The 22374-nt window shown below is 49.3% G+C and carries 19 protein-coding genes; 12 read left to right on the top strand and 7 right to left on the bottom strand.

Annotation, left to right across the window (positions count from 1 at the left end):
- The first annotated feature begins 58 nt into the window (after window positions 1-58).
- Genes RDN79_RS14220 through RDN79_RS14200 form a run of 5 tightly spaced genes read left to right on the top strand, consistent with a single transcriptional unit; the run spans window position 59 to window position 3943 of the window.
- Window positions 59-886, top strand: coding sequence for an alpha/beta hydrolase (locus RDN79_RS14220; protein WP_298551021.1), 828 nt, complete (start codon window positions 59-61; stop codon window positions 884-886).
- A 41-nt stretch (window positions 887-927) separates the two neighbouring features.
- Complete coding sequence (locus RDN79_RS14215; protein WP_298551019.1) at window positions 928-1890, top strand: 2-hydroxyacid dehydrogenase family protein; 963 nt, start codon at window positions 928-930, stop codon at window positions 1888-1890.
- On the top strand, window positions 1887-2594 hold the full coding sequence (locus RDN79_RS14210; RefSeq protein ID WP_298551017.1) for a DNA alkylation repair protein: 708 nt from the start codon (window positions 1887-1889) through the stop codon (window positions 2592-2594). The genes RDN79_RS14215 and RDN79_RS14210 overlap by 4 nt, the downstream gene beginning before the upstream one ends.
- Window positions 2595-2597: 3 nt before the next feature.
- Window positions 2598-3344: a TIGR02757 family protein gene (locus RDN79_RS14205; protein WP_298551015.1), complete on the top strand. Its 747-nt coding sequence runs from the start codon at window positions 2598-2600 to the stop codon at window positions 3342-3344.
- A complete protein-coding gene (locus tag RDN79_RS14200; protein ID WP_298551013.1) occupies window positions 3344-3943 on the top strand; it encodes a TIGR00730 family Rossman fold protein in 600 nt (199 codons plus the stop codon). Before RDN79_RS14205 ends, RDN79_RS14200 begins: the two co-directional genes overlap by 1 nt.
- 1 nt (window position 3944) lies before the next feature.
- On the opposite strand, the gene RDN79_RS14195 is transcribed toward RDN79_RS14200, so the two are convergent.
- The 6 genes from RDN79_RS14195 to RDN79_RS14170 form a co-directional block, all read right to left on the bottom strand.
- On the bottom strand, window positions 3945-7082 hold the full coding sequence (locus tag RDN79_RS14195) for a cyclically-permuted mutarotase family protein (protein ID WP_298551072.1): 3138 nt from the start codon (window positions 7080-7082) through the stop codon (window positions 3945-3947).
- Between the two features lie 177 nt (window positions 7083-7259).
- Window positions 7260-8879, bottom strand: coding sequence for a sialidase family protein (locus tag RDN79_RS14190; protein WP_298551011.1), 1620 nt, complete (start codon window positions 8877-8879; stop codon window positions 7260-7262).
- A gap of 16 nt (window positions 8880-8895) precedes the next feature.
- The gene (locus tag RDN79_RS14185) at window positions 8896-10143 is read right to left on the bottom strand and encodes an MFS transporter (RefSeq protein WP_298551070.1); all 1248 of its coding nucleotides are present in this window, start codon (window positions 10141-10143) and stop codon (window positions 8896-8898) included.
- Window positions 10143-11339 (bottom strand): AGE family epimerase/isomerase, encoded by a 1197-nt coding sequence (locus RDN79_RS14180; protein ID WP_298551009.1) that lies wholly within the window; start codon window positions 11337-11339, stop codon window positions 10143-10145. Before RDN79_RS14180 ends, RDN79_RS14185 begins: the two co-directional genes overlap by 1 nt.
- A 13-nt stretch (window positions 11340-11352) precedes the next feature.
- On the bottom strand, window positions 11353-12270 hold the full coding sequence (locus RDN79_RS14175; protein WP_298551007.1) for a dihydrodipicolinate synthase family protein: 918 nt from the start codon (window positions 12268-12270) through the stop codon (window positions 11353-11355).
- Between the two features lie 28 nt (window positions 12271-12298).
- Complete coding sequence (locus RDN79_RS14170; RefSeq protein ID WP_298551005.1) at window positions 12299-13513, bottom strand: ROK family transcriptional regulator; 1215 nt, start codon at window positions 13511-13513, stop codon at window positions 12299-12301.
- A 502-nt stretch (window positions 13514-14015) separates the two neighbouring features.
- On the opposite strand from RDN79_RS14170, the gene RDN79_RS14165 reads away from it, so the two are divergent.
- The 4 genes from RDN79_RS14165 (at window position 14016) to RDN79_RS14150 (ending at window position 16534) form a co-directional block, all read left to right on the top strand.
- Complete coding sequence (locus tag RDN79_RS14165; RefSeq protein ID WP_298551003.1) at window positions 14016-14456, top strand: DUF3791 domain-containing protein; 441 nt, start codon at window positions 14016-14018, stop codon at window positions 14454-14456.
- Entirely contained in the window at window positions 14453-14938 is a 486-nt protein-coding gene (locus tag RDN79_RS14160) for a DUF3990 domain-containing protein (protein ID WP_298551001.1), read from the top strand. Before RDN79_RS14165 ends, RDN79_RS14160 begins: the two co-directional genes overlap by 4 nt.
- A 64-nt stretch (window positions 14939-15002) precedes the next feature.
- Window positions 15003-15788 (top strand): SDR family NAD(P)-dependent oxidoreductase, encoded by a 786-nt coding sequence (locus tag RDN79_RS14155; RefSeq protein ID WP_298550999.1) that lies wholly within the window; start codon window positions 15003-15005, stop codon window positions 15786-15788.
- A gap of 230 nt (window positions 15789-16018) precedes the next feature.
- Window positions 16019-16534 (top strand): hypothetical protein, encoded by a 516-nt coding sequence (locus RDN79_RS14150; RefSeq protein WP_308573245.1) that lies wholly within the window; start codon window positions 16019-16021, stop codon window positions 16532-16534.
- On the opposite strand, the gene RDN79_RS14145 is transcribed toward RDN79_RS14150, so the two are convergent.
- Window positions 16524-17696, bottom strand: a complete 1173-nt coding sequence (locus RDN79_RS14145; protein ID WP_298551068.1) for an ATP-binding protein — start codon at window positions 17694-17696, stop codon at window positions 16524-16526. The two genes, RDN79_RS14150 and RDN79_RS14145, sit on opposite strands and share 11 nt — an antisense overlap.
- A gap of 195 nt (window positions 17697-17891) precedes the next feature.
- Here RDN79_RS14145 and ruvB point away from each other — a divergent pair, with 195 nt between their 5' ends.
- The 3 genes from ruvB to RDN79_RS14130 all read left to right on the top strand — a co-directional run bounded on the left by ruvB (window position 17892) and on the right by RDN79_RS14130 (window position 22334).
- Entirely contained in the window at window positions 17892-18920 is a 1029-nt protein-coding gene (gene ruvB / locus RDN79_RS14140) for a Holliday junction branch migration DNA helicase RuvB (protein WP_298550995.1), read from the top strand.
- Between the two features lie 2 nt (window positions 18921-18922).
- Entirely contained in the window at window positions 18923-20671 is a 1749-nt protein-coding gene (locus tag RDN79_RS14135) for an ATP-binding protein (protein ID WP_298550994.1), read from the top strand.
- 154 nt (window positions 20672-20825) lie between these two features.
- Window positions 20826-22334, top strand: coding sequence for a lipopolysaccharide biosynthesis protein (locus RDN79_RS14130; RefSeq protein WP_298550992.1), 1509 nt, complete (start codon window positions 20826-20828; stop codon window positions 22332-22334).
- Window positions 22335-22374: the final 40 nt, after the last annotated feature.

The raw sequence follows: 22374 nt of genomic DNA, 5'->3' as shown, positions 1-22374 counted from the left end.
GCTGATTACTTTTGGAGGATGTTTTTTGTGTTTAATCAATTCAAATTTGGTGTATAATATGATGAATAAAATCGGGTTAACCTTGCTGCTTGTCTGGTTGGCTGTGATGGCTATTGCTGCCGATTATTCCTATGAGCGTAATGTCCCGTACCGTAGAAATGCAGGTGATGAATATGCTTCCAAGATGTGCCGTCTGGATATTGCTTACCGGTCGGGCGTACAAAACGCGCCGGTCGTAGTCTGGTTTCATGGCGGCGGCTTGACCGGCGGGAGCCGTGAAGTCCCTTCCGCGTTATTGACGGACGACATGGTAGTCGTAGGTGTCGAATACCGTTTGTCGCCGCATGTGGAGACGATGGAGATCGTGGATGATGCCGCTGCCGCCGTTGCCTGGGTATTCGATAATATCGGAAAATACGGTGGCGACCCCTCCTCCATCTATATTGCCGGCCATTCCGCCGGCGGCTATCTGGTCGATATGGTCGGGTTGGATAAGAAGCAGTTGGCGCGTTACGGGAAAGATGCCGACAAACTTGCCGGGATCATCCCTTTCAGTGGTCAGGTGATCACCCATTTCGAAACCCGCAACCGGCGAGGGCTGGAACCTTTGCAGCCGACGATCGACGAAACGGCTCCCTTGTATCACGTCCGTCCGGACTGCGCCCCTATCCTGATCCTTTCCGGTGACCGTGAGAAGGAATTGTATGGCCGTTACGAAGAGTCCGCCTATTTCTACCGCCTCTTCAAACTGCTCGGCCATCCTGATGTGACGCTTTACGAATTAGGCGGTTTCGACCACGGCAGTATGTGCGCCGCCGCTTTCCCCTTAGCCGTACGGTTTATCCGTGACCATACACTTTCGAATCAACCCGAAAGTAACAGATAAATGATCATTTACCTTCATTAAGTTGAATAAAAAGAATAGTTATGACAAAGATATTAGTTACTTACGACATGTTCCGCGAAGGTTTTACCGAGCTGGAAAGCAAGTATGAAGTTACTTTTCCCGAAGGAAGAGATTTTACGTACGAAGAAGTTTTAGAGATGATTCCGGAGTATGACGTGTTGTGCTCGATGTTCGATTTCCCGGTAAACAAGGAATTGATCGACCGTGCCTCCAAACTGAAAATGGTGGCAAACTATGCTGTCGGTTACAACAATATCGATGTCGCCTACTGTCTTGAAAAAGGAATCACGGTAGCCAATACCCCCGACCCCGTGACGGCCCCTACCGCCAATCTCGCACTCGGCCTGATGCTCGATGTGGCACGCCGCATTACCGAATGCGACCGTAAGCTGCGCCGGGAAGGTCTTGGCATGAAAGTCGGCGTCCTGGAGAATTTAGGCATCAACGTTACCGGGAAGACGTTGGGTATTATCGGTATGGGACGTATCGGGAAAGCCCTTGCCCGCCGGGCGAATGCTTGTGGTATGGAAGTCCTCTATCATAACCGTCGCCAACTGTATGTCGAAGAAGAGACAAAGTTGAACGTGACATACGTTTCCAAAGAGGAGCTCCTCTCCCAATCCGATTTCGTCTCCCTGAATGCCCCTTATACACCGGAAACCTACCATATCATCGGGGAAGCCGAACTGAAGCAGATGAAGCCGACAGCCGTCCTGATCAACACCGGCCGTGGTCCTTTGGTCGATGAAAAGGCTTTGGTGCAGGCGTTGAAAGACGGGACGATTCATGGCGCCGGCCTGGATGTCTTCGAGTTCGGCGATTATCCCTTGCCGGATTTGCTGGAAATGGAAAATGTCGTCCTGACGCCCCATATCGGGACGCAGACGCTGGAAACGCGTATTATCATGGCGCGTACGGTCTGCAACAATGTAATCGGATTCCTGGAAGGCGACCGTCCTGTGTCACGGGTGCTGCGTCCATGACGGCGGAGTTTGTGCTGAGTGAACTGCAATCGGTCGGTTCACCCGAAAAAGCCGCCCATCTGAGCCGGTTTTTCAAGACCGGACCGGGGCTATATGGCGAAGGCGACCGCTTTTTAGGAGTCGTCGTCCCGCAAACCCGCAGCATAGCCAAGGCCAACAAGGCGATGCCACTGAAAGAATTGCAACTCCTGCTGGATAGTCCGTGGCATGAGGCCCGCCTTTGCGCCCTGTTGGTTCTGGTCTATCGCTTCCAGGATAAGAAGACTCCGGAAGCTGAACGGGAAAAGATGTATCGTTTCTATTTGAAGAATACCCGCCGCTGCAATAATTGGGATTTGGTGGATTTATCCTGCCGGGATATTGTCGGCGAATATTTGGTGGACCGGGACCGTTCCGTCCTGTATGAACTGGCTACCAGCGATAACCTCTGGGAACAGCGGATTTCGATCGTCTGTACCTGGGCCTTTATCCGCCGTTCGGATTTTACCGATACATTGGCGTTGGCCGAACGGTTGATGACGCATAAACATGACTTGATGCATAAAGCCGTAGGCTGGATGCTCCGCGAGGTGGGCAAAAGGGACCGGGATACCCTCACCGACTTTCTGGAACGTTATGCGACACAGCTTCCGCGTACGGCTCTCCGCTATGCCATCGAGCATTATCCCGAAGACCGGCGCCAGTATTTCTTAAAGATGAAATAAGGGATGGACGAACAACTGAAAGCGAAATTGAAGGAATGGGCCGGAATCTATAATGTGAAGTCTTTTATACCCGATGACCCGGTTCAGTTCCCCCATCGGTTTGCAGGGAAACAGGATATCGAAATATCCGCGTTTATCACTTCATGGATCTCCTATGGACGCCGGGAGCTGATCCTCCGCAAGGCGGACTGGTTGCATAGCCGGATGGGCGGAAGCCCTTACGAGTGGATATTGTCCGGGCGGTATCGGGAACTGGTTTCGGAGGTCCCGGCCGGCAAGCGCGATACGTTTTACCGCTTTTATACGCATTCGGACCTGCGTGCCCTCTGTGGCCGGTTGAAAGAGATATATGGGCGCTATGATTCGTTGGAAGACGCATTGGCTGCAAGCCCCTATCCGAATCCGGTTCTTAAGTTGCAGGATCTCTTTTCCGGCATAAAGGGCATTCCGGTGATGGGTGGTACTTCTGCCTGTAAACGCCTGGCGATGTTCCTCCGCTGGATGATCCGGACCGATGGAATCGTCGATTTCGGGATTTGGCAGACCGCCTTTCATCCCCGCCAGTTGATTATCCCGCTGGACACGCATGTTCACCAGATTTCATTGGAACTCGGCTTGACGCAGCAGCGAACCGCCACCCTGAAAACGGCGCTTGAGATAACCGAGGCCCTATCGCGTATCTTCCCGGATGATCCCTGCTTGGGTGATTTTGCCTTGTTCGGGTATGATATAAACAAGAAAAAAGAGTAATGGAAAAAGAAAGAAATAAGATCGCTTCTGTTTGTGTGTATTGTGCTTCCAGCACGCAAGTCGCTCCTGCCTATCGGGAGGCGGCAACCGAGCTGGGACGCCTGTTAGGCGAACGGAACCTGCGGGTGATCAACGGGGCCGGCAATTCAGGCTTGATGTGCGCCGTGTCGGATGCTACGCTGGCTGCCGGTGGAACGGTTACGGGCGTTATTCCCCGTTTTATGGTGGAACAGGATTGGTGTCACAAGGGGCTTACCGATCTGGTCGAAGTCGACAGTATGCACGAACGCAAACAACGGATGGCCGACCTCTCGGATGCCGTGATCGCCCTTCCGGGCGGATGCGGCACTCTCGAAGAGTTGCTGGAAGTCATCACCTGGAAACAGTTAGGCTTGTATCTCAACCCGATTGTCATCCTGAACATAAACGGCTACTTCGATCCCCTTTTGGAGATGTTCCGAAGAGCCGTCGACGAGCATTTCATGCGCCCGCAGCATGCAGGACTTTGGGCGGTCGCCTCTACCCCGGCCGAAGCTGTCGGCCTGATTTATTCGGAACCACGTTGGGATGCGGATATCCGTAAACTGGCTTTGGTGTGAATCAGGGGAGCGTCAGTTCAAAAGCATTGACCTCCGGCGTGCGGATGCCCGGCTTTAGTTCTCCGCCAATTATGATTACCGTGTTGGCATTGTTTGCGATGCCGGCGCCGGCACGTGCCGGTTCTTCGTAGTCGCCTAAGTGGGTCCAGCGCTTTGTGAAAGTGTTGTATTGTAGCAGGGAGGTGTTGAACTTATACCAGTCGGCAGGATGCAGCAGATAATCCGGTTGAGGGCGGTTAAGAGCGTCACGGAAACGGTCGTAGTTCACGCCTCCTGCCAGCAGGATGGAGCTATCGCCCGATGCGACGGCGCAGCCTCCCGTAACGGTACGGTGGGAACCGTCTGCTAAAGAAGGCAAGGATCCTTCGTCTCTCCACTGTTTTGTCTCCGGATGATAAGAAAGCATGTCTGTACAGACAATGGCTTCCTGACGGGCGGATGCCGGCTGGAAACCTCCTGCCAGATAAAGTCGCACGCCGTCCCCGGATTGCTGGGCTGCCAGGACGGGCTGTACGCGGGCAGGTCCGGGAAAATCCGGTAGCCGCACCCATTCCTTTTGAGGCGACGGCGTTAGCTGCAATGAAAAGAGCAGGTTTGTTGGGACGGTTCGCGAACCGCCCTTACCTATTGTCGTTCGCAGCTCGCCGTTCCCCCCGGCGACATACAGGCAACCGCCGGCGTATGCGGCCGACAGGTTATCCATCGGCATAGGGAGTGGCGGCAGTTCGGAGATATGCAATTGTTGCTTTTCCCTGTCCCAATTCAGGAAAAAAACCTGTTTGGAAGCTCCTTGCCGGTTGTTTCCTCCGATCCAAACGATCCCTTCGGGGGTTGTGACCGATGCCCCGTAGGCAAGCGGCAACGGCAGTCTGCCGATCCTTCTCCATTCGGCGGGAGATCGGTCAGCCATATCTAATGCGTATATATCGCTGTAGTATTCTTTTGTCCCCCCTTCGGCCGCCGGTTTGTCGGGAAAGTTACACCCTCCGGCCACCAATAGCTTGCCGCCACTGATGCCCGTAAACGGAGCCGATACGCCCAATGCCGGATCCTTTTCAGTGCCGGGCAGGTCGGGCAACCGGGACCAGCTGACCGGAGCCGCTTCCGAACGGAATGTCGAAGCCGGCAGCTCCGCTTCGTTCACTAAATTGGCACGGGTGAAAGGTTGCCAGCCGTAACGGACGAATTTCGGGTTCCGGATCTGTCCGCTCCATACTTTTACGGTCTTTCCATCGATGATCTGTGCCTCTGCGGGGACGAATAAACCATCGTGTTCGGCTATCTCGAAAGTACGCAGCCGGTCGCCGTCGGAACTGTGCATGCCTTTTCCGTAATCGAATGTGACATAGGCGGCGCCGTCCTTGAATGTCGCCGAGCGGTAGAGAGGGCCGGAAGGCAGGACCTCGTGCCCGTAGGTCTTGTTGAGCGCCCAGTGAGCGAGGCGTTCCCCTATCTCCCGTTTGTGGCGCGGGTGGACATCCAGGGAGTCGCCGTGGTCGCTGCTGACCGCCATGCCGCTGTTGGGGATCGACCGGAGCATCCGGCGTTGGCTGTCCCGGAACCAGGGCCAGCCGGGACGGTCGATGCTGGATAGTTGCACATAATAGAAAGGCAATTCTTCCGCCCAGTTCTCCCGCCAGTTTTTTGTCAGCAGATGGAACAGTCTCTCATGCGCTTCCATATTGTGGGCGTTCGATTCTCCCTGATACCAGATGATCCCCCGTATCGGGAACTTTTCGAGCGGCCGGATGCCGGACTCGTATAAGTAGCAAGGCTCGTAGGGATGCCGTTGCTGTTTGTTCGCCGATTTGCGGAGATTGAGGGCGGCGCGTTCCCGTGCCCAGCCTTGAATGAAATCATTCTGTTTCCAGTCGTAGAGGATGTCGGGAAACTCGAGTTCCAACGTCTTGCGGTCTATCCAGGCTTCCGCCGGCGAACCGCCTATGGCGTTCAGGATCAGTCCGACCGGGACCTGCAAGCTGTCTGACAACATCTGCCCGAACGCAAAGGCCACGGCGGAGAAACGGTTCGCCGTCTCTTCGTTGCATTCCTTCCATTCGGTGTCCCGATAATATTGGAGCCTGTTGAGGGAGTCCAGTGTCGAAATGTCCCATTCCACCGCACTTGTCGCCCACCGGGGCTTCATATCGAAAAGGCGGATTTGCGGTTTCCCGGCGGCAAATTCCAGAAAAGCCTTTCGTTGGCTGTCGATGGCACTGCTGACCTGGAACGCCATATTCGACTGGCCGGAACAAAGCCATACTTCGCCGATCAGGACATTCGTATAATCCAGTCTTCCGGATGCGGCGGAGATACTCAACGTGTACGGTCCTCCTGCCTTCATCGGCGGCAGGGTGACCGACCATTTCCCGTCCGGAGCCGTTACCGTTTCGCCTTTCTGTCCGGCGATGCCGACCGTCACTTTTTCCCCGGCATTGGCTGTCCCGGCTATCCGGAGCGGTTTCTCCCGTTGGAGTACCATATTGTCCGAATAGGTCACGGGCATTTGAAGACCTCCGTAATCTCCGGTCAATGCCCGGCAGACTGTCCGCGCGATGATTCCGGCCCCTTCGGCTGTAGGATGCAAGGCGTCGGACAAGAGGTCGGGCCGGTCGTACAGTCCCGCTTGCAGGTCGATCAGCCCGGTATGGGCGAGTGCTGCGATTTCTTCGATGTTTTGTTGTATCTGCCAGTACCAGTCGCGTGTGCCCGATTTGAAGCGCGTGTGACGGTGGGAGATCGGCGTCAGGCGGCAGATCCATATTTCACACTTCGGATTCGCTTGCCGGAAAGCATCGATCAGGGCCAGATAATCCTTCGTGAAGTCATCCCGGTAATTCGGCCAGTCGCGCGGATCGGTGTCGTTCAGCCCGAGGTGGATGACGACCCGGTCGGCGGCAAAGTCGAGTGCCGCCTTGCATTCCTCCTGCTCGTTGTAGGAACGGTGTCCCCTTCGCAATAGCGTCGCCCCGCTTTTTCCGAAATTGGCGACTTCGTATCCGTTGCCCAACATTCGTTGGAGCTGAGCGGGATAGCTGTTCTTTTCGCGGTCCTCGATTCCGTGACCGTACGTTACACTGTTACCGATACAGGCTACCTTGATCTTTTGCGCTTGGATGGTGCCTGTCGTTTGTTTCATGCCTATGGAACAAAAGTTTTCCGCAAGGGAAACAAAAGTTTCTCTATAGGGAAACTTTTCTCCGTTCCAAGCCTCTTTCTGCGGCCAGGGAAGCAAATGAGGGATACCGGCTGCACAGGCGACCAATATCCCTACATATAAACTTATCAATATGAACAGTATGCGTTTCATGCCGGATTATTTGACCAGGTCGGTCAGCTTGACGGCCTGGAAAGTCATATGGGCGACGCTCGATTCGTAGAAGATGCCGACCGTCTCCTTGTCGATCATGGACAGGCAAGAATAGCCCCAGCCTTCCTCTTCGTCCAGCGTCACCTGGTTGGAGAGCGGCCAGGTCATGCCTCCGTCCGTACTTACCTTTATGGTGATATGGTTACGTCCCTTCGTCGTGTTCGGGTTGGAGAAGATCAGCAGGTCTTTTCCTGTTATGTTGTCTTTGGCATCCACGTGGATGAGGCTTGCCATACAAACCGGTTCCTGCAGGGCGCTGCGGCTGGACGGATGTTCGTGCCAGGTCTTGCCCAGGTCGCGGGTGATGGCCACGGCGCGGCTGCCTCCCCGGTTGTCACGCATGTTCAGCATCAGGACGCCCGGTTCGATTTCGGCAACCTGCGCCTCGGTCGTGTTCGTGCGTGCCAGGTTATGCAGATGCCAGGTGCTTCCCCGGTCTTTGCTGTACATGATGCCGGCATTCGGTACGCGGGTGGAATCGATGAACTGGATCGGGAAAACCAGCGTCCCGTCTTTCATCGTGATGCCCCGGCCCGGTCCCTGCAACAGGAAGTACCAAGAAGGATCTTTCACCTGCGAGGTGATGTTGATCGGCCGGCTCCAGGTCTTGCCGTCATCTTCGCTTTTGACAAGCATCAGTTGCGCTGTATTGTCCGGTTCCATGCCCGGCATGGAGTTCCACCAGGCACGTCCGTTTCCCATGCCGTGCGTCCAGGCGGCCACGATCCAGATCGTATTTGTCTTTTCATCCACCAGGATAGACGGGTCGCCCACTCCGTTTTGTGCGTGGGGCAGGCCGCCCGTTTCGCCGAACGTCATCGCCACGCGCATCGGTTCCCAGGTCTGTCCCTTGTCGGTGCTGCGGCTTACCCCTATGTCGACCATTTCCTGCAGGTCCACGCTGCTGTTGTAGCGGATATCGTACACGCCCAAGAGCGTCCCGTTATTGGTTGTCACCAGTCCCGGAATACGGTAGGCTGCGGCCCCGTCGTCACCGGCATGGCGGACACCGATTCCCATGCGGCGGACATCCGGTTTGCCGTCCCACACGATTGCCGCCGGCATGTTATTGATTTCCGCCATCGGCATCTGGACGGTGAAGGTAGTCAGCAGGGAAGCCTCAGGCTTCATTTCGATGCTGACCCAGTAATAGTTGATTCCTTCCACCATCGGCTGGTTGCTGGTGAAGGTCACGACATTGGCGATATCCGTCACCTCGCTCTGCTTCACGGAGTAGGCGGGATTGGCAACCTTTGTCTTGCCTTCCGCATGGCTGGAAATGTAGGCAACCGGACGGTAATGCTTTCCCTGCCGGGAAGTCGCCTCCGTTCCGCTATAGAAAAGACGTAAAGCCTTTATGTCGTTCAGGTCGATCCCCTTTTCGAATTGCAGGGAAAGCTTGTTGAGTACGTCTCCTTTGTGTGCCTGTATGCGTATTTCCACCAGGATATTGTCTGTCCGGTCGATCAGTATCGGGATCTGCGGCTTTCTGACAAATAAACTGTCGGCTGCAAAGGCCGTTTGCAGGAAGAGAAGGAGGCTGAAATAGAAAAGGATCTTTCTCATGATGTTTTTATTTTAATTATTTATCGGTCATGTTGACTGTTTTCGGGCGTAAGAAGATGACTTCCACCACCAAGGCGACGAATACCAAGCCGGCCATCATCGCGAAATCATGTCCTAAGTTGCCGGCGTCCGTCGATTCGCCCAACAGTTTTGTGATGATCGCCCCGGCAAATACCCCGGTCATGTTCATGATGCCGTAGGCGGTCGCCCGGTAGCGTGGCGATACGAACTGGCAGAGGATCGGCATGTTGTTGGCATCGAAAATGCCGAAACCGATACCGAAACAAAGCCCGCCGCCGATAATCATCGCGAAACTCGTGCCGAACCCTAACAGCAGCAGTGCCGGAATGGTCAGGGCAAGCCCGATGGAACCGGTATAAATGCGTCCCCGTACATTGCGCTGAATCCATTTGTCGGATAAGATACCGCCTGCAATCACCCCGATGAAGGAAGAGATCGCGATCGTGAAGGTGGACAATGGTCCGGCCTCCGACATATCGATGGACAAATTCTCCGAGAACAAAGTCGGCAGCCAGTTTTTAGTCGCCCAACCCGGCAAGCTCGAAGTGGCGAAGTAGAGCAGGATGATCCAGAATGAAATGTTGACGAACAACATCCCCATTCCCTTTATCGCCGCTTTCACTGGACTCTCTTTCGGTCCGGGTCCTGCATCCGGTTTGACGGCCGTATGGTCTTTTTTCTCTTTCAGGAACAGGATCAATACGAGACTGTACGCGATCCCGATAATCCCGAACCAGTGGAATGTCGTTTCCCAACTGTAGGCTCCTGCGATCGTTGCTCCGAAACCGCCCAATGCCTGTCCGGTGTAAAGCCCGGTCATATGGATGCCGACCGCTAATGACCGCGTCTTTTCTTGGTGGTAATCCGTGATCAGCGAAAGTCCGGCAGGGATATACAATGCCTCGCTGACTCCCATGATGGCGCGGAGAATGTAAATCTGGTTGAAATCAGTCGAATATCCCATCATCAGCGTAACGAACGACCAGACGAAGAGACTGCCCACGATCAGCCATTTCCGGTTGATCCGGTCGGCGACCATACCGGCGACGGGGCTCATCAGGCCGTATATCCACAGGAACACCGCCATCAGGCGCCCGAAGTTCGTGGCAGATTCCAGTTCGGTAATATCGATCATCATGGCAGACTTCATGGTCGAAAGCATCTGTCTGTCCATGTAGTTTAACAAAGCCACGCCCCAAAGCAGGGCGACAACGATCCAAGGGTAATATTTCCGATTGTTTATCATAGCCCTGAAAGAATTTCCTTACATAAAAGATTACATTTCAGAAGCATCCGGGGGATGTGGAACGGACCTTTGTACATGTTCCCCTTTGCCGGTTGCGAGAGCGTCCCGTCGTAATGGAAATAGCCGAACCATTCGCCGTATTCCTTGTCCGGGAAACGGGCGTAAGTGTATTCGTTGATCAGTTTGTGCATTTCGAGGTATTTCGGGTCGCCTGTCGCTTCATAGGCATACAGCGTGGCGATGATGGCTTCGCACTGCGGCCACCAGAACTTCATGTCGTGCCAGTATTCCTGCTGCGGACGGTTCTTGCAATCCCTGAAATAGGTGATTCCGCCATGTGTTTTGTCCCAGCCCCATTCCCAGGACCAGTCCAGGACCGTGAGCCCCATCTGCTTCAGCTGCGGGTCCCAGTTCCGGTGCTTGGCCTCTTCGAGGATGAACCATGCCGTTTCGATGGAATGGCCCGGATTGATGGTCCGGCCGGGAATCGAATCGATAAATTCGCCGTTCGGCCCGACCGTTTCGAGGATGGCCTTAAACTCCGGCTTCATGAAATCACGACGTAGTTCGGCTATCGACTCGTCGATCTGACGTGTCAGGACAGGATCGTCTACTGCCTCCCGGATGCGGGCGGCAGTATCGATCAGGATCATGCAAAAGGAATGCCCTTTTGCAACGAATCCTTCTCTGAATTTGGGCTCTAATGCGCCCGGTGTGTTTTTGTAATAGAGAATCTGTTTGAACAGCTTGACCGCTTTTTCAGCATAGCTCTTGTCACCCGAAGCGATCGAATACTGAGCCATGGCGATTGCGGCAAACGTTTCGGAAAATACATATCGGCGTTTTCGTACGGGAGTTCCTGTTTTCGTCACCTCGTAAAACATGCGGCCGTCGGTATCGAAACAATATTTCTCGATAAAGTCGATCCCGTTTTTACAAGCTTCCAGCCATTCGGCCCGTTTTTCGAGGTTGTTGTAAGCATAAGCGAGAATAAAGGCGAACCGTCCCTGGAACCAGACCGACTTGTTCGTGTCCAGCAGCGAGCCGTCCCGGTCCAAACAGGTGAAGTAGCCTCCGTTCTCATGATCGATACCGTATTTCAGCCAGAAAGGCAGAATGTCGGTCAGTAAATCGTTTTTGTATTTTTCGCCCCAATACTCCAGGTATTCGGACGGCTTTGTCGTGTCGTTCATGGCGTTTATGGATTTAGAATTTATTGCATCTGTCGAAGAAATGAATGGCTTCGAGCTCCGCTTTCATGGCGGCCTCTTCCGCATCCGTCATATTCTGGAACGGCGTCCGGTTCTTGCCCAGGTCGAGCCCGATCAGCTTCATGATCCGCTTGCCGCCCACGATATTGCCGCGATAATGGCAGATCACGTTGATCACTTCCTGTGAGAAGTTCTGGCGTTCGCGTGCCGTTTCGAGGTCTCCGGCGGCCCAGGCTTCGAGTATCCCGGTCAGCTCTTTGCCGTTGTAGTTGGTCGTTCCGCCGATGCCGCCTTGTGCGCCGCCCATTGCCAGGCATGGAAGGATTGTTTCGTCCTGTCCGTGAAGCATATCGAATTTGCCGTCTTTATACAAGCGGCACTGGTTGTATTCGTACAGGCTTTCGTATGTATATTTGATGCCGGCGAAGTTCGGGATACGCCCGTCCACCGCTTTCAGCAGTTCGACCATCGGCAGGAAAGCGCCGTTGAAAGCCGGGATATGATAGTAATAGAAAGGAAGTCCGGGTGCACCGGAAGCGATTTCTTCGCAGTATTTCACCAGTTCTTCTATCCGGTTCACTTTCGGGAATGGCGAGGCCATGGCTCCGATTCCCCAGGCTCCGATCTTTTGGGCATGCGCAGCCAGCTTGTGGCTCGCTTTTACGCAGGTGCTGCCTACGTGTACGATGACCTTGAATCCTGAAGGCGCCACTTCTACCCATCTTTCAGCCAGTTTCATGCGCTCTTCGTCGGTCAGCATATAGCCTTCTCCCGAAGATCCGTTGATAAACACTCCCTTTAAACCGTTTTTGACCAGAAGCTTAGCATACGCTTCTATCGGTTCGTAATTTACTTCCCCGTTTTCGTAGAACGGTGTGAAAGGTGCATCAATTAAGCCTTTAATCTTTTCCATTATCTGTGCGATTTAATGTGTTTTACTTTTAATAATGTATCATGCCGAGCAGCTTGCTTCTCGATAAGAGGCAGGCTCCGAATGCGCCTGCCCTTTCCCCTAATTTGGATATTCTGATTTCCGTGTCCTGGTTGACCAGGTTGAGCGAATATTTACGGATGGCGCTCTTGATCGGCAGGCTGATATATTCGCCTGCCAATGAAAGCGTTCCGCCCAGAATGACCAGTTCCGGATTGAAGATGTTCATCAGCCCGGCAATGCCTTTCCCTAAATTTAGCCCCATTGTTTCCAGAATCTCGATACAGAGCACATCTTCTTTCCGTACCGCCTCGAGCAGGTCGTCGAGCGAGATTTCCTCTCCGTTGTCCAGCTTCCGGGCGAGTATGGTGTTGCTGCCTTCCCGGTGACGTTCCATCAGGATGCGGTGGAAAGCCGATCCGGAAGCCTCTGTTTCGAGACAGCCTTTCTTGCCGCAATGGCACAGCACTTCGTTCTCGAACATGCAGAAATGTCCGAACTCTCCGGAAAAGCCGGATTTCCCGTAGTATAAATTACCGTCGATGATGATGCCCAGTCCCAGCCCCCACGCCATATTGACGAACAGGATGTTCTTTTCTCCCTGCACGGCTCCTTTCATATATTCGCCGTAGGTCATGGCCCGGCTGTCGTTCTCAATGAAAACCTTCGCCTGCAACCGTTCTTCGAGAATCTGGGCAAGGGGTTTCTCTTCGAAATAGAAAATGCTGTAGCTATAGCCCGATGTCGGATTCACGCGGCCGGTGATGTTGACTCCGATCGCCAAAATCTTCTTCCGTTCGACTGGCAATGAAACGATGAAATCGTCAATCATCTGGCAAAACTGCTCCAGTGAGGCAGGCGTATTTTCGAATTGGTAGGGGATGTTTTCTTCGAGTTGTACCTTGTCGCCCTTGAAATCGATTGCTGCGATGTTCAGTTTGTCTTTCAGCATATCGACTCCCACGAAATATCCGGATGCCGGATTGAGGCCATAAATGTTCGGTTTGCGTCCTCCGCTGGTTTCCTGTTTACCGAAGTCCAGGATATAGCCGTCATCCTGAAGCTCGGCGACCAGTTTGGTGACGGTCGGAATACTCAGGTCCATTTCACGGCCCAGATCGGCAATGGTCGCATCGCCATTGGCAATATAATAGTGGATGATCTTCTTTTTTAGAAGTTCGCTGCGGTTGTTATTATCGGAAGACAGTAAAAATTTTGTATTCATGGCTATAGAATATTATAATATTGAAATGGCTCTACAAAAGTATGTAAAATTTTTTCAAATATAGGGTTGTGAAAATAAAAATTTCAGGGTAATCATGCCGGAATATTCTATTTTGTTCCCTACGCTCGCTGTCGTGTAGAGAAAGGAGCTTGCAACAACCGAAAAGCGGCATATTCTACGCAAGTTCATGTGTGATGAAACTACAATAACCCCTCCTAAAAGACGGATATTTGTATTTCGCTAATATTCAAAACTTTGTCAAATATCTTGTTTCTTAAAAAATATTACCCTTGCGGAAAATTTGAAATATATGGGGTATAAAATCAAATTTCATGCGCTACTGTTTCGATTTGGACCAACGGGTATTTGGGGAAACGGTACAATAAGCTAAGTATGATAAAAAGTTTAGTTTTAAGAATATTTCCTCTTCGAGTTAAAAAGACTCTTGCAGGTATGTAAAACGATGTTTTTTATGTAAGTTTGCAAAAAGTAAAACGATAAAATGGAAACAAATCAAGGAGGACTTGACTCGGCCATGCTCCCATTCGTAATGCGTGAACTGGTTGAATTGGTTATGAAGAAAAAGGTGCTGTCTTTGGAAGATGCGCTGTATTATATTTATTCTTCCAAATTGTACAAATTGCTGTCGGATGAGAAAACGAAACTATGGTATTCAAGTACGTTATCGCTTTATGATACACTGGAAAAGGAAAAAACTGAAGAAAAGCGACAGCAAAACGATGATACGAAGGTTTTGCTTTTCAAGATGTTTTGTATTGAAAATTACAGGGAGGCAAAGAAACGAAGTGCGGCAGAAACTTTGTTACTGTTTTCCAAATATAAAGTCTTTGATTTTTTGGATGAAAATTTTGAAATGCTTCATACCCAAGACACAGAATATATATTAGATACTATAACGACCTATATTCATAAAAAGAAATGAGACTATATCATGGATCAACAGTAACCGTGAAACGGCCAAGCATACGAAAAGGACGGAAAACTACGGACTTTGGAAAAGGATTCTATACGACAACCAATTTCGAACAAGCAAAAAAATGGGCATTACTGAAAAAGAATAGAGAACAGAGTGAAAAAGCGATCGTTTCTGTTTATGAGGTTCCCGATAATATTCTCGATAAGGAATACTCTGTTCTTCGGTTTACAGGTGCAACAAAAGAATGGCTGGAGTTTGTGGTCAATAACCGTAGAGGCAAAGAAGCAGGTGGCTATGATTTGATAATGGGGCCTGTTGCAAACGACCAGTTGTATGCGACAATCCGGCTTTATGAACAAGGAATCGTTACGGCTGAAGCTGCTATTGAGATGCTAAAAGCGCATAAACTGTTCGACCAACTTTCATTTCATGCGGAACAGGCCGTTTTACTGCTGAAGTTTGTTGAATCAGTTGAAGTGAGAGACTGAGCAAGTCCGGCATATATCCGGATAAACAGTTTGTCACAATAATAAGAAAGAAAATTATAATATTATGAATATAAATCTAAACGGATTTACAGCGTTTGTTACCGGTAGTTCCAGCGGTATGGGCTTTGAAATGGCAAAAGAATTGCTGTCGCATGGAGCAACTGTTGTTATTGCAGCAAGAGCAGGAGCAAAATTAGATAATGCCTATGAAAAGCTGGCAAAAGAAGGATATGATGTTCATGCTGTTGCGCTCGATGTTCGGGATGAAAATTCGGTGAACGCAGCCGCCACTTGGTTCGGTGAGCATTTCGATCACTTGAATATGCTTATTAATAATGCCGGCATCGGCAATAATGCTCCTGGCATGGAGTTAGGACTTCAGCTCTATGATATACCTGTTTCCACATTTAATGCGATTGTAGAAACCAACTTTACCGGATATTTTCTGGTTTCCCGTGCTTTTATTCCGATAATGGTTAGAAATGGAAAAGGAAAAGTAGTAAATGTTTCTACAAGTACCAGTACGATGGTTCGGAAAGGAATGATTCCATACGGACCTTCGAGGGCGGCAGCAGAAACAATGTCACAGATTCTTTCGGAAGACCTTCGTGATCTGGGCATTATGGTCAATGTGATTTGTCCCGGCGGAGTGACCGATACGGGAATGACAACGGATGCAATGAGAGATTTATTTAGTCAGCACAACATTCCCATATTAAAAGCGGATGTTATGAACAAGCCGGTTTTATTCCTGGCATCTTCGTATGCGGATGGCTTGACAGGTGAAAAGATTGTCGGAAACGAATTTGATGAGTGGCTGAAAAACAGGAATATTTCATTCCCTGACTAAATGATATGATTTACCGGAGATAAAAAGGAAACTGCCGTATAGTTAGTAGTAGAATCTTTATTCGTGGATAGGGGTTTTTCTCATTTTCCCAGTCATATCAACAAAGTCAAACCAATAAAAAGAGAGTTGATATGAAAAAGAGTGTGATGTTTTTATTGTTGAGTTTAGTGTGTTTATCTGTTTCCGCACAAAATGGGAAAGTGAGAAGTGGGATAATAGGTGGTGTTTCAATGGATTGGTATAAGGATGAGGCGATGTCTAAAGGCAAAGTCGGGTTTAATATACCGGATATGAAACCTTCTTTCCATGTGGGATATCAGTTGCAAATCGAATTGAAGCATCGTTTATCGGTGGATGCAGCCTTATTATATGGGCAGAAGCGGGGAGAAATTGCCTCGGTTGGCAATAAAGCGACTCCCGTTAAAGGCTACAAAAGTAAGTTTGCAAGAAATTACATGGCTTTGAACGGAGTTCTGAATTATAATCTGATCGGGGGGTTGAAGGTAGGAGCGGGAGTTGAGCCTACTCTCCATTTTAAGGATAATATTATGATTGGGAAGACAATCAAATCTGCCTTTGACGTGCCGGTCGTCGTCAAAGCCGCCTATGCTTTCAAATACTTCGATCTGGCTCTGACATACAAACAGGGTACTTGCAATGTAATGAAAGGAGTCCCTTATATGAAATCGGGGTGGACACGTGATCTGCAAGTTTCTATCTTTGTCCCGATTTCCATTAGTAAATGAAGCCGAACATCCATAAAGGAATTTCGTTTTGGTAGGCATATTCCATGTCGTCTTTTACTATATATCCTTCAACTGCATTTTTTATTTGTGCCTTTTTTTTATTTCGTCCGCCGACTTCGAAAGTGCGTCCGTCAATTTCAAAGTCGCTTATAGGGGATGAGGTGATGAAATGCCCTACACGCATCCAAGTAAAGAAGACGGTTTCACGGATATTGCCTATATCCGGAGTCGTGTCGGATAACATGTAGGCGATGTCTGTATTGTTGAGATAGATTTTGTCTATCTTTTCCAGTACTTTTATGCCATTCGCCTTTTCGCGAAGCAGGTTGATGAGTCCGGCCTTTTCCAAGTAGAGCAGATAGTCGGGCAATGTGTTCCGGCTGATTTCCAGGTCGCGTTCCAATTTGGTATAATTAGGCTTGAATGGTACGCTTTGGGCAAGGGCATAAAGCAACTTTTTCAGTTTAAAAGCTGATGCTACATTCATTTCGGCAAATTGAGGTATGTCGGTTTCTACCATGAGTTTCACGACATTGCTTAATCGCAGGCGATACTCCGTTTCTGTGAAAAAAGGATAATAGCCAGCTTGCAGATAGCTTTTGAAAAGTTTAAGAGGACGTTCCTTTTCGTATGGGAACTGTACTTTCCCGGCTACTATGTCGGATAACGGATAGGCTGGCAATTGCCAGCCTTGGGTAAGATTGATGTATTCTCTAAAAGAGAGACCGGGCAAGTGATACTCCACTTTCCTTCGACTCAAGTCTGCACCTCCTTTTTCTAAATCCAGAATAGACGATCCTGTGTAAACGACATGGAGGCCGGGTAACTGGTCGTAGATGTTTTTTATCTCGGTTGACCATCCTTTGTATTTATGTATTTCATCAATAAAAAGTTTTTTCCCGCCTTGTGTGTAAAACCGGTAGGCTAAATCGAAAAGGCGATGATTGGTGAAATAGAAATCATCGGCTGTGATATAGAGTACATCTTCAGGTTTTTCGTACTTTTTGATGTGTTGAAGCAATAACGTCGTTTTGCCTACTCCTCTGGAGCCGACAATGGCTATTAATCTGCTGTCCCAGGCGATTTTATCGTGCAGGAAGCGAATGAAATCAGTAGATGTCAGTTCTAATTGAAGACGAAAGTTTCTATATAAGTTCTGCATCATTGTTCTCTTTTAAGTTTTTCTTTGCCACAAAGATAGTAAATTGCATGTTCTATTGTGCAGCTTTTGCTAAAAATTGCATATCGTAATGTGCGATTTGTGAAGAAAGATCGGGCTTATTTCTTGTAACAAGTATCTCCACAAGTTCAGAACCCGGCAATTCTTATTATCTTTGCCTGTCAAAGTAATAAGAATATGGAAGATGAATTTGATATAAGGGATGCACGGGTTCCGGAGAGCGAGCGGGAGTACGAGAATGCGCTTCGTCCGCTTTCGTTTCATGACTTCAGCGGACAGGCCAAAGTGGTCGAGAACCTGAAGATTTTCGTGATGGCGGCCCGGATGCGTAAGGAGGCGCTCGACCATGTGCTGCTGCACGGGCCTCCCGGATTGGGAAAGACTACATTATCCAATATTATAGCGAATGAATTGGGAGTCGGCTTCAAGGTGACTTCCGGGCCGGTGCTGGATAAACCGGGCGATCTGGCGGGAGTGCTGACTTCGCTGGAGAAGAACGATGTTCTTTTTATCGACGAGATCCACCGCTTGAGCCCGATTGTGGAGGAGTACCTGTATTCGGCGATGGAAGATTACCGGATCGATATCATGATCGATAAAGGGCCGAGCGCCCGTTCCATCCAGATCGACCTGGCTCCGTTCACGCTGGTGGGGGCGACGACTCGTAGCGGTTTGCTGACAAGTCCGCTCAGGGCGCGGTTCGGGATCAATATGCACCTCGAATATTACGAGGTGGAGACGCTGACGAAGATCGTGTTGCGCAGTGCCGATATCCTGAATGTGAAATGCGAACTGAATGCGGCACGCGAGATCGCTTCCCGTAGCCGTGGTACGCCCCGTATAGCGAACGCGTTGCTGCGTCGCGTGCGTGATTTCGCACAGGTGAAAGGGTCCGGAGAGATCGACAAGGCGATTTCTTGCTATGCGCTGGAGGCACTGAACATCGACCGCTACGGCCTGGATCAGATCGACAATAAGTTGCTGACGACTATCATCGACAAATTTAACGGCGGACCGGTAGGATTGACGACTATCGCGACTGCCCTGGGAGAAGATCCCGGAACGCTGGAAGAGGTCTACGAGCCTTTCCTTATCAAAGAAGGCTTTATCAAACGTACGCCCCGCGGCCGCGAGGTGACGGAGTTGGCTTATACCCATCTGGGACGTAACAAGGGGAGCGAACAAGGTTTTTTATTTTGTGATTGATTATGGTGACGATAGAACAACTGAAGTCGTTGAAGGAATCCGAAGATCACGTTGAATTTAAAAAGGGTGAAGGAGGAAACATTGCCTATAACGGAGGTTCTAAAACAGAACCATCCGAAAGGAGACGTTGTATTTTGGGATATGTTACAGCCTTATGTAATGAAGGTGGAGGGCATTTGGTGATCGGTATGCACGATAAGTTCCCTCATAAAGTTATAGGGACTAAGCAGTGTGAAGGTGAAATCGGTGAATTGGAAGCCCGTATTTATCGTGATACGTCTATTCGTACGACTATTTATGAACTTTATGAGGATGGGAAACGAGTTTTGGTCATTGAGATTCCTGGGAGACCGGCTGGACGGGTTTTCAAATTTGAAGATGTTACTTTGATGCGTGTCGGTGAAGAGTTGAAACCGATGTCGGATGAGCATCTTTTGAAGATCTTGCAGGAACAAGAACCTGATTTTTCTCAACAAATTTGTAAGGAACTTACCATTTCCGATTTGGATCGGCAGGCGTTGGCGGTGATGAAAGAAAAGTATGCGATAAAACAGAATAATCCTCGATTTCGAACACTTTCCGATCGTCAGATATTAATTGATTTGGATCTGATTAGAGAGGGCAAGTTGACCAATGCTGCCTTGATTTTGTTGGGAAAAGAAGATATTATAAAAAAATATCTACCTCAATGTGCCGTCATGTTGGAATATCGTAATACAGAGTCGCAAATCCATTTTGATAATCGTTTATCTTTCCGTAAATCTTTTTTTCTGTTGATAGATGAACTGTGGCAAATGATTGATTTGAGGAATGGAAGTGTTCCGGTTCAGGAAGGAGCTTATATTTTTAATATTCCTTTTTTTAACGAGGAGGTTATTCGCGAATCTGTTAATAATGCGATTGCTCACCGTGATTATAGAAGGAATGGAGAGATTGTCATAAAGCAATATCCCAAAAGATTGGATATTGTTAACCCGGGTAGTTTTCCGATTGGGGTAACGATTGATAACTTATTGATTGTGCCGAGTACTCCTCGAAATCGTTTATTGGCAGATGTTTTGCAGAAGACAGGAGTGGTTGAACGTTCCGGGCAAGGAATCGACAAAATATTCTATAATACTCTGTCAGAGGGTAAAAAACTTCCGGATTATTCGAAATCTGATCATTTCAATGTCTATTTAAGTCTTTCTTCCATTATTGAGGATCAAGCTTTTGCTTTGTTTCTTGAATCGGTTCAGTCCACTTTACCTGATGATAGAAAACTGTCCGTTTTCGAAATTGTAACACTTGAACAGATAAAACGGGGAGTGAAGAGGAGCGAGTTGGACAAACAGGCATTATTATCGTTGCAACAACGCAAGTTGATAGAAAAGAAAGGGCATACGAGTGGTATTTATTATCTATTGGCTAAGGATTATTATGTTTTTACGGACCAGCAAGCCGAATATGTAAAACGTACGGATTGGGATGAAGATCAGGTATTCAATGTTGTCAGATCTTATTTGGAAAAATATGAAAAAATCAGAATGGGAGATATGGTTTGTTTGTTTGAAGGCAGATTGACAAGGAAACAAATTCGTAAAATGGTGGAAAAGTTGTTGGAACGTAAATGGCTACAGGCTAAAGGACGGGCTAAAGGTACTTATTATATACTGAGTCCGGCTTACGAAGAAAATGTCAAGATTTTACAAAAAGCGATGAATATTGGATTGAATGTGATGAAAGAAGCTTCACTCAAAGGAAAGAATTAGAAAAGGGCCAGAAAAGGGCCAGAAAATATTTCTTTTTTGATGTTTTGTTGTTTATACTTAATTTAAAAGCCTTGATTTTATGGAGTTATATCATTATTTCATAAAATCGGGAAAGGGCCAGAAATATGTTATTGCAGATATAAATTGTTAAGTTATGGCAGGAGGAATGAAGCGGCTCGCAGGGGAGACCGCAATTTATGGTGTCAGCAGCATTGTCGGGAAGTTCCTGAACTGGATGCTGGTGCCGATGTACACGCGTGTGCTGGCTACCGAGAGCGATTTCGGGATTGTGACGAATCTGTATGCCTGGACAGCCTTGTTGATGGTGATCTTGACGTATGGGATGGAGACCGGCTTTTTCCGGTTTATGAACAAGAAGGAGATCAAGCTCCCGATGCGGGTCTACGCGACGACGTTGTTCAGCCTGGCATTCACTTCCGTCCTGTTTATGGTGTTTGTGTTCAGTGCGCTGACGCCGGTCAGTAACTTCTTAGGATACGGTGCGCACCCTGAATATATCGGGATGATGGCGGGGATCGTGGCGGTGGATGCTTTCTGTTGCATTCCGTTTGCTTTCCTCCGGTATCAGGGGAAGGCGGTTCGCTTTGCGGCGATCAAGCTGCTGAATATATTCCTGAATATCGTATTGGTGATATTCTTCCTGATCGCTTGCCCGTGGCTGTATGAGCATGCGCCGGGATCGATCGGTTGGTTGTATGTGCCCGGTTACCAGGTGGAGTATATCTTTGTCGCCAATGTGGTTACTTCGGTGGTGACATTCTTGCTTTTGGTGCCGGATATGATACCCGGACTGCGCGAGAAAGCCAGTTTCATATTGCTGAAACAAATGTTGAGATACTCGTTCCCGATCCTGATATTAGGGATTGCCGGGATTTTCAACCAGACGGCGGATAAGATTCTGTTTCCTTTCCTGTTCGAAGATAAGGACTATGCGGCTACCCAGTTGGGGATTTACGGAGCCTGTTTCAAGGTGGCGGTGGTGATGGTGATGTTTATCCAGGCGTTCCGGTATGCCTACGAACCTTTTATCTTTGCCAAGAATAAGGATGACGATAATACGAAGGCCTATTCGGAGGCAATGAAGTATTTCATCATCTTTTCGATGATTATCTTTTTGGGCGTGATGTATTATCTGGATATCCTGAAATATTTTGTGGACGCCAAGTATTATCCCGGATTGCGTGTCGTGCCGATCGTGATGCTGGGGGAACTGTTTTTCGGTATCTATTTCAACCTGTCGTTCTGGTATAAGCTGATCGACCAGACGCAGTGGGGAGCCTACTTCTCGACGATCGGTTGCGTGGTGACGGTGTTGATGATCGTGCTGCTGGCGCCGGTTTACGGGTATATGGCGTGTGCCTGGGCTTCCTTTGCCAGCAACCTGCTGATGATGATCCTTTCTTATGTGATCGGGCAGAAGAAGTTCCCGATCCGCTACGATATAAAGTCGGCGATACTTTACGGCATACTGGCAACCGTTTTCTATCTGGCGGGGATGTTGCCTCGGATCGATTCGGAAATCCTTCGCTTGGGCTATCGCACGGTCCTGCTCCTGATTTTCCTGGCAATCATCATTAAACGCGATCTCCCGTTGAGCGAATTGCCTTATATCGGGAAAAGGTTTGTATCTAAGAATATTTGAAACATTAAAGAACCAGGTTCGCGGATGACGCGGATGAAAC

The sequence above is a fragment of the uncultured Parabacteroides sp. genome, assembly GCF_902493135.1.
Taxonomy (GTDB): Bacteria; Bacteroidota; Bacteroidia; order Bacteroidales; family Tannerellaceae; genus Parabacteroides.
This window is presented reverse-complemented; position numbering and strand designations above follow the sequence as displayed.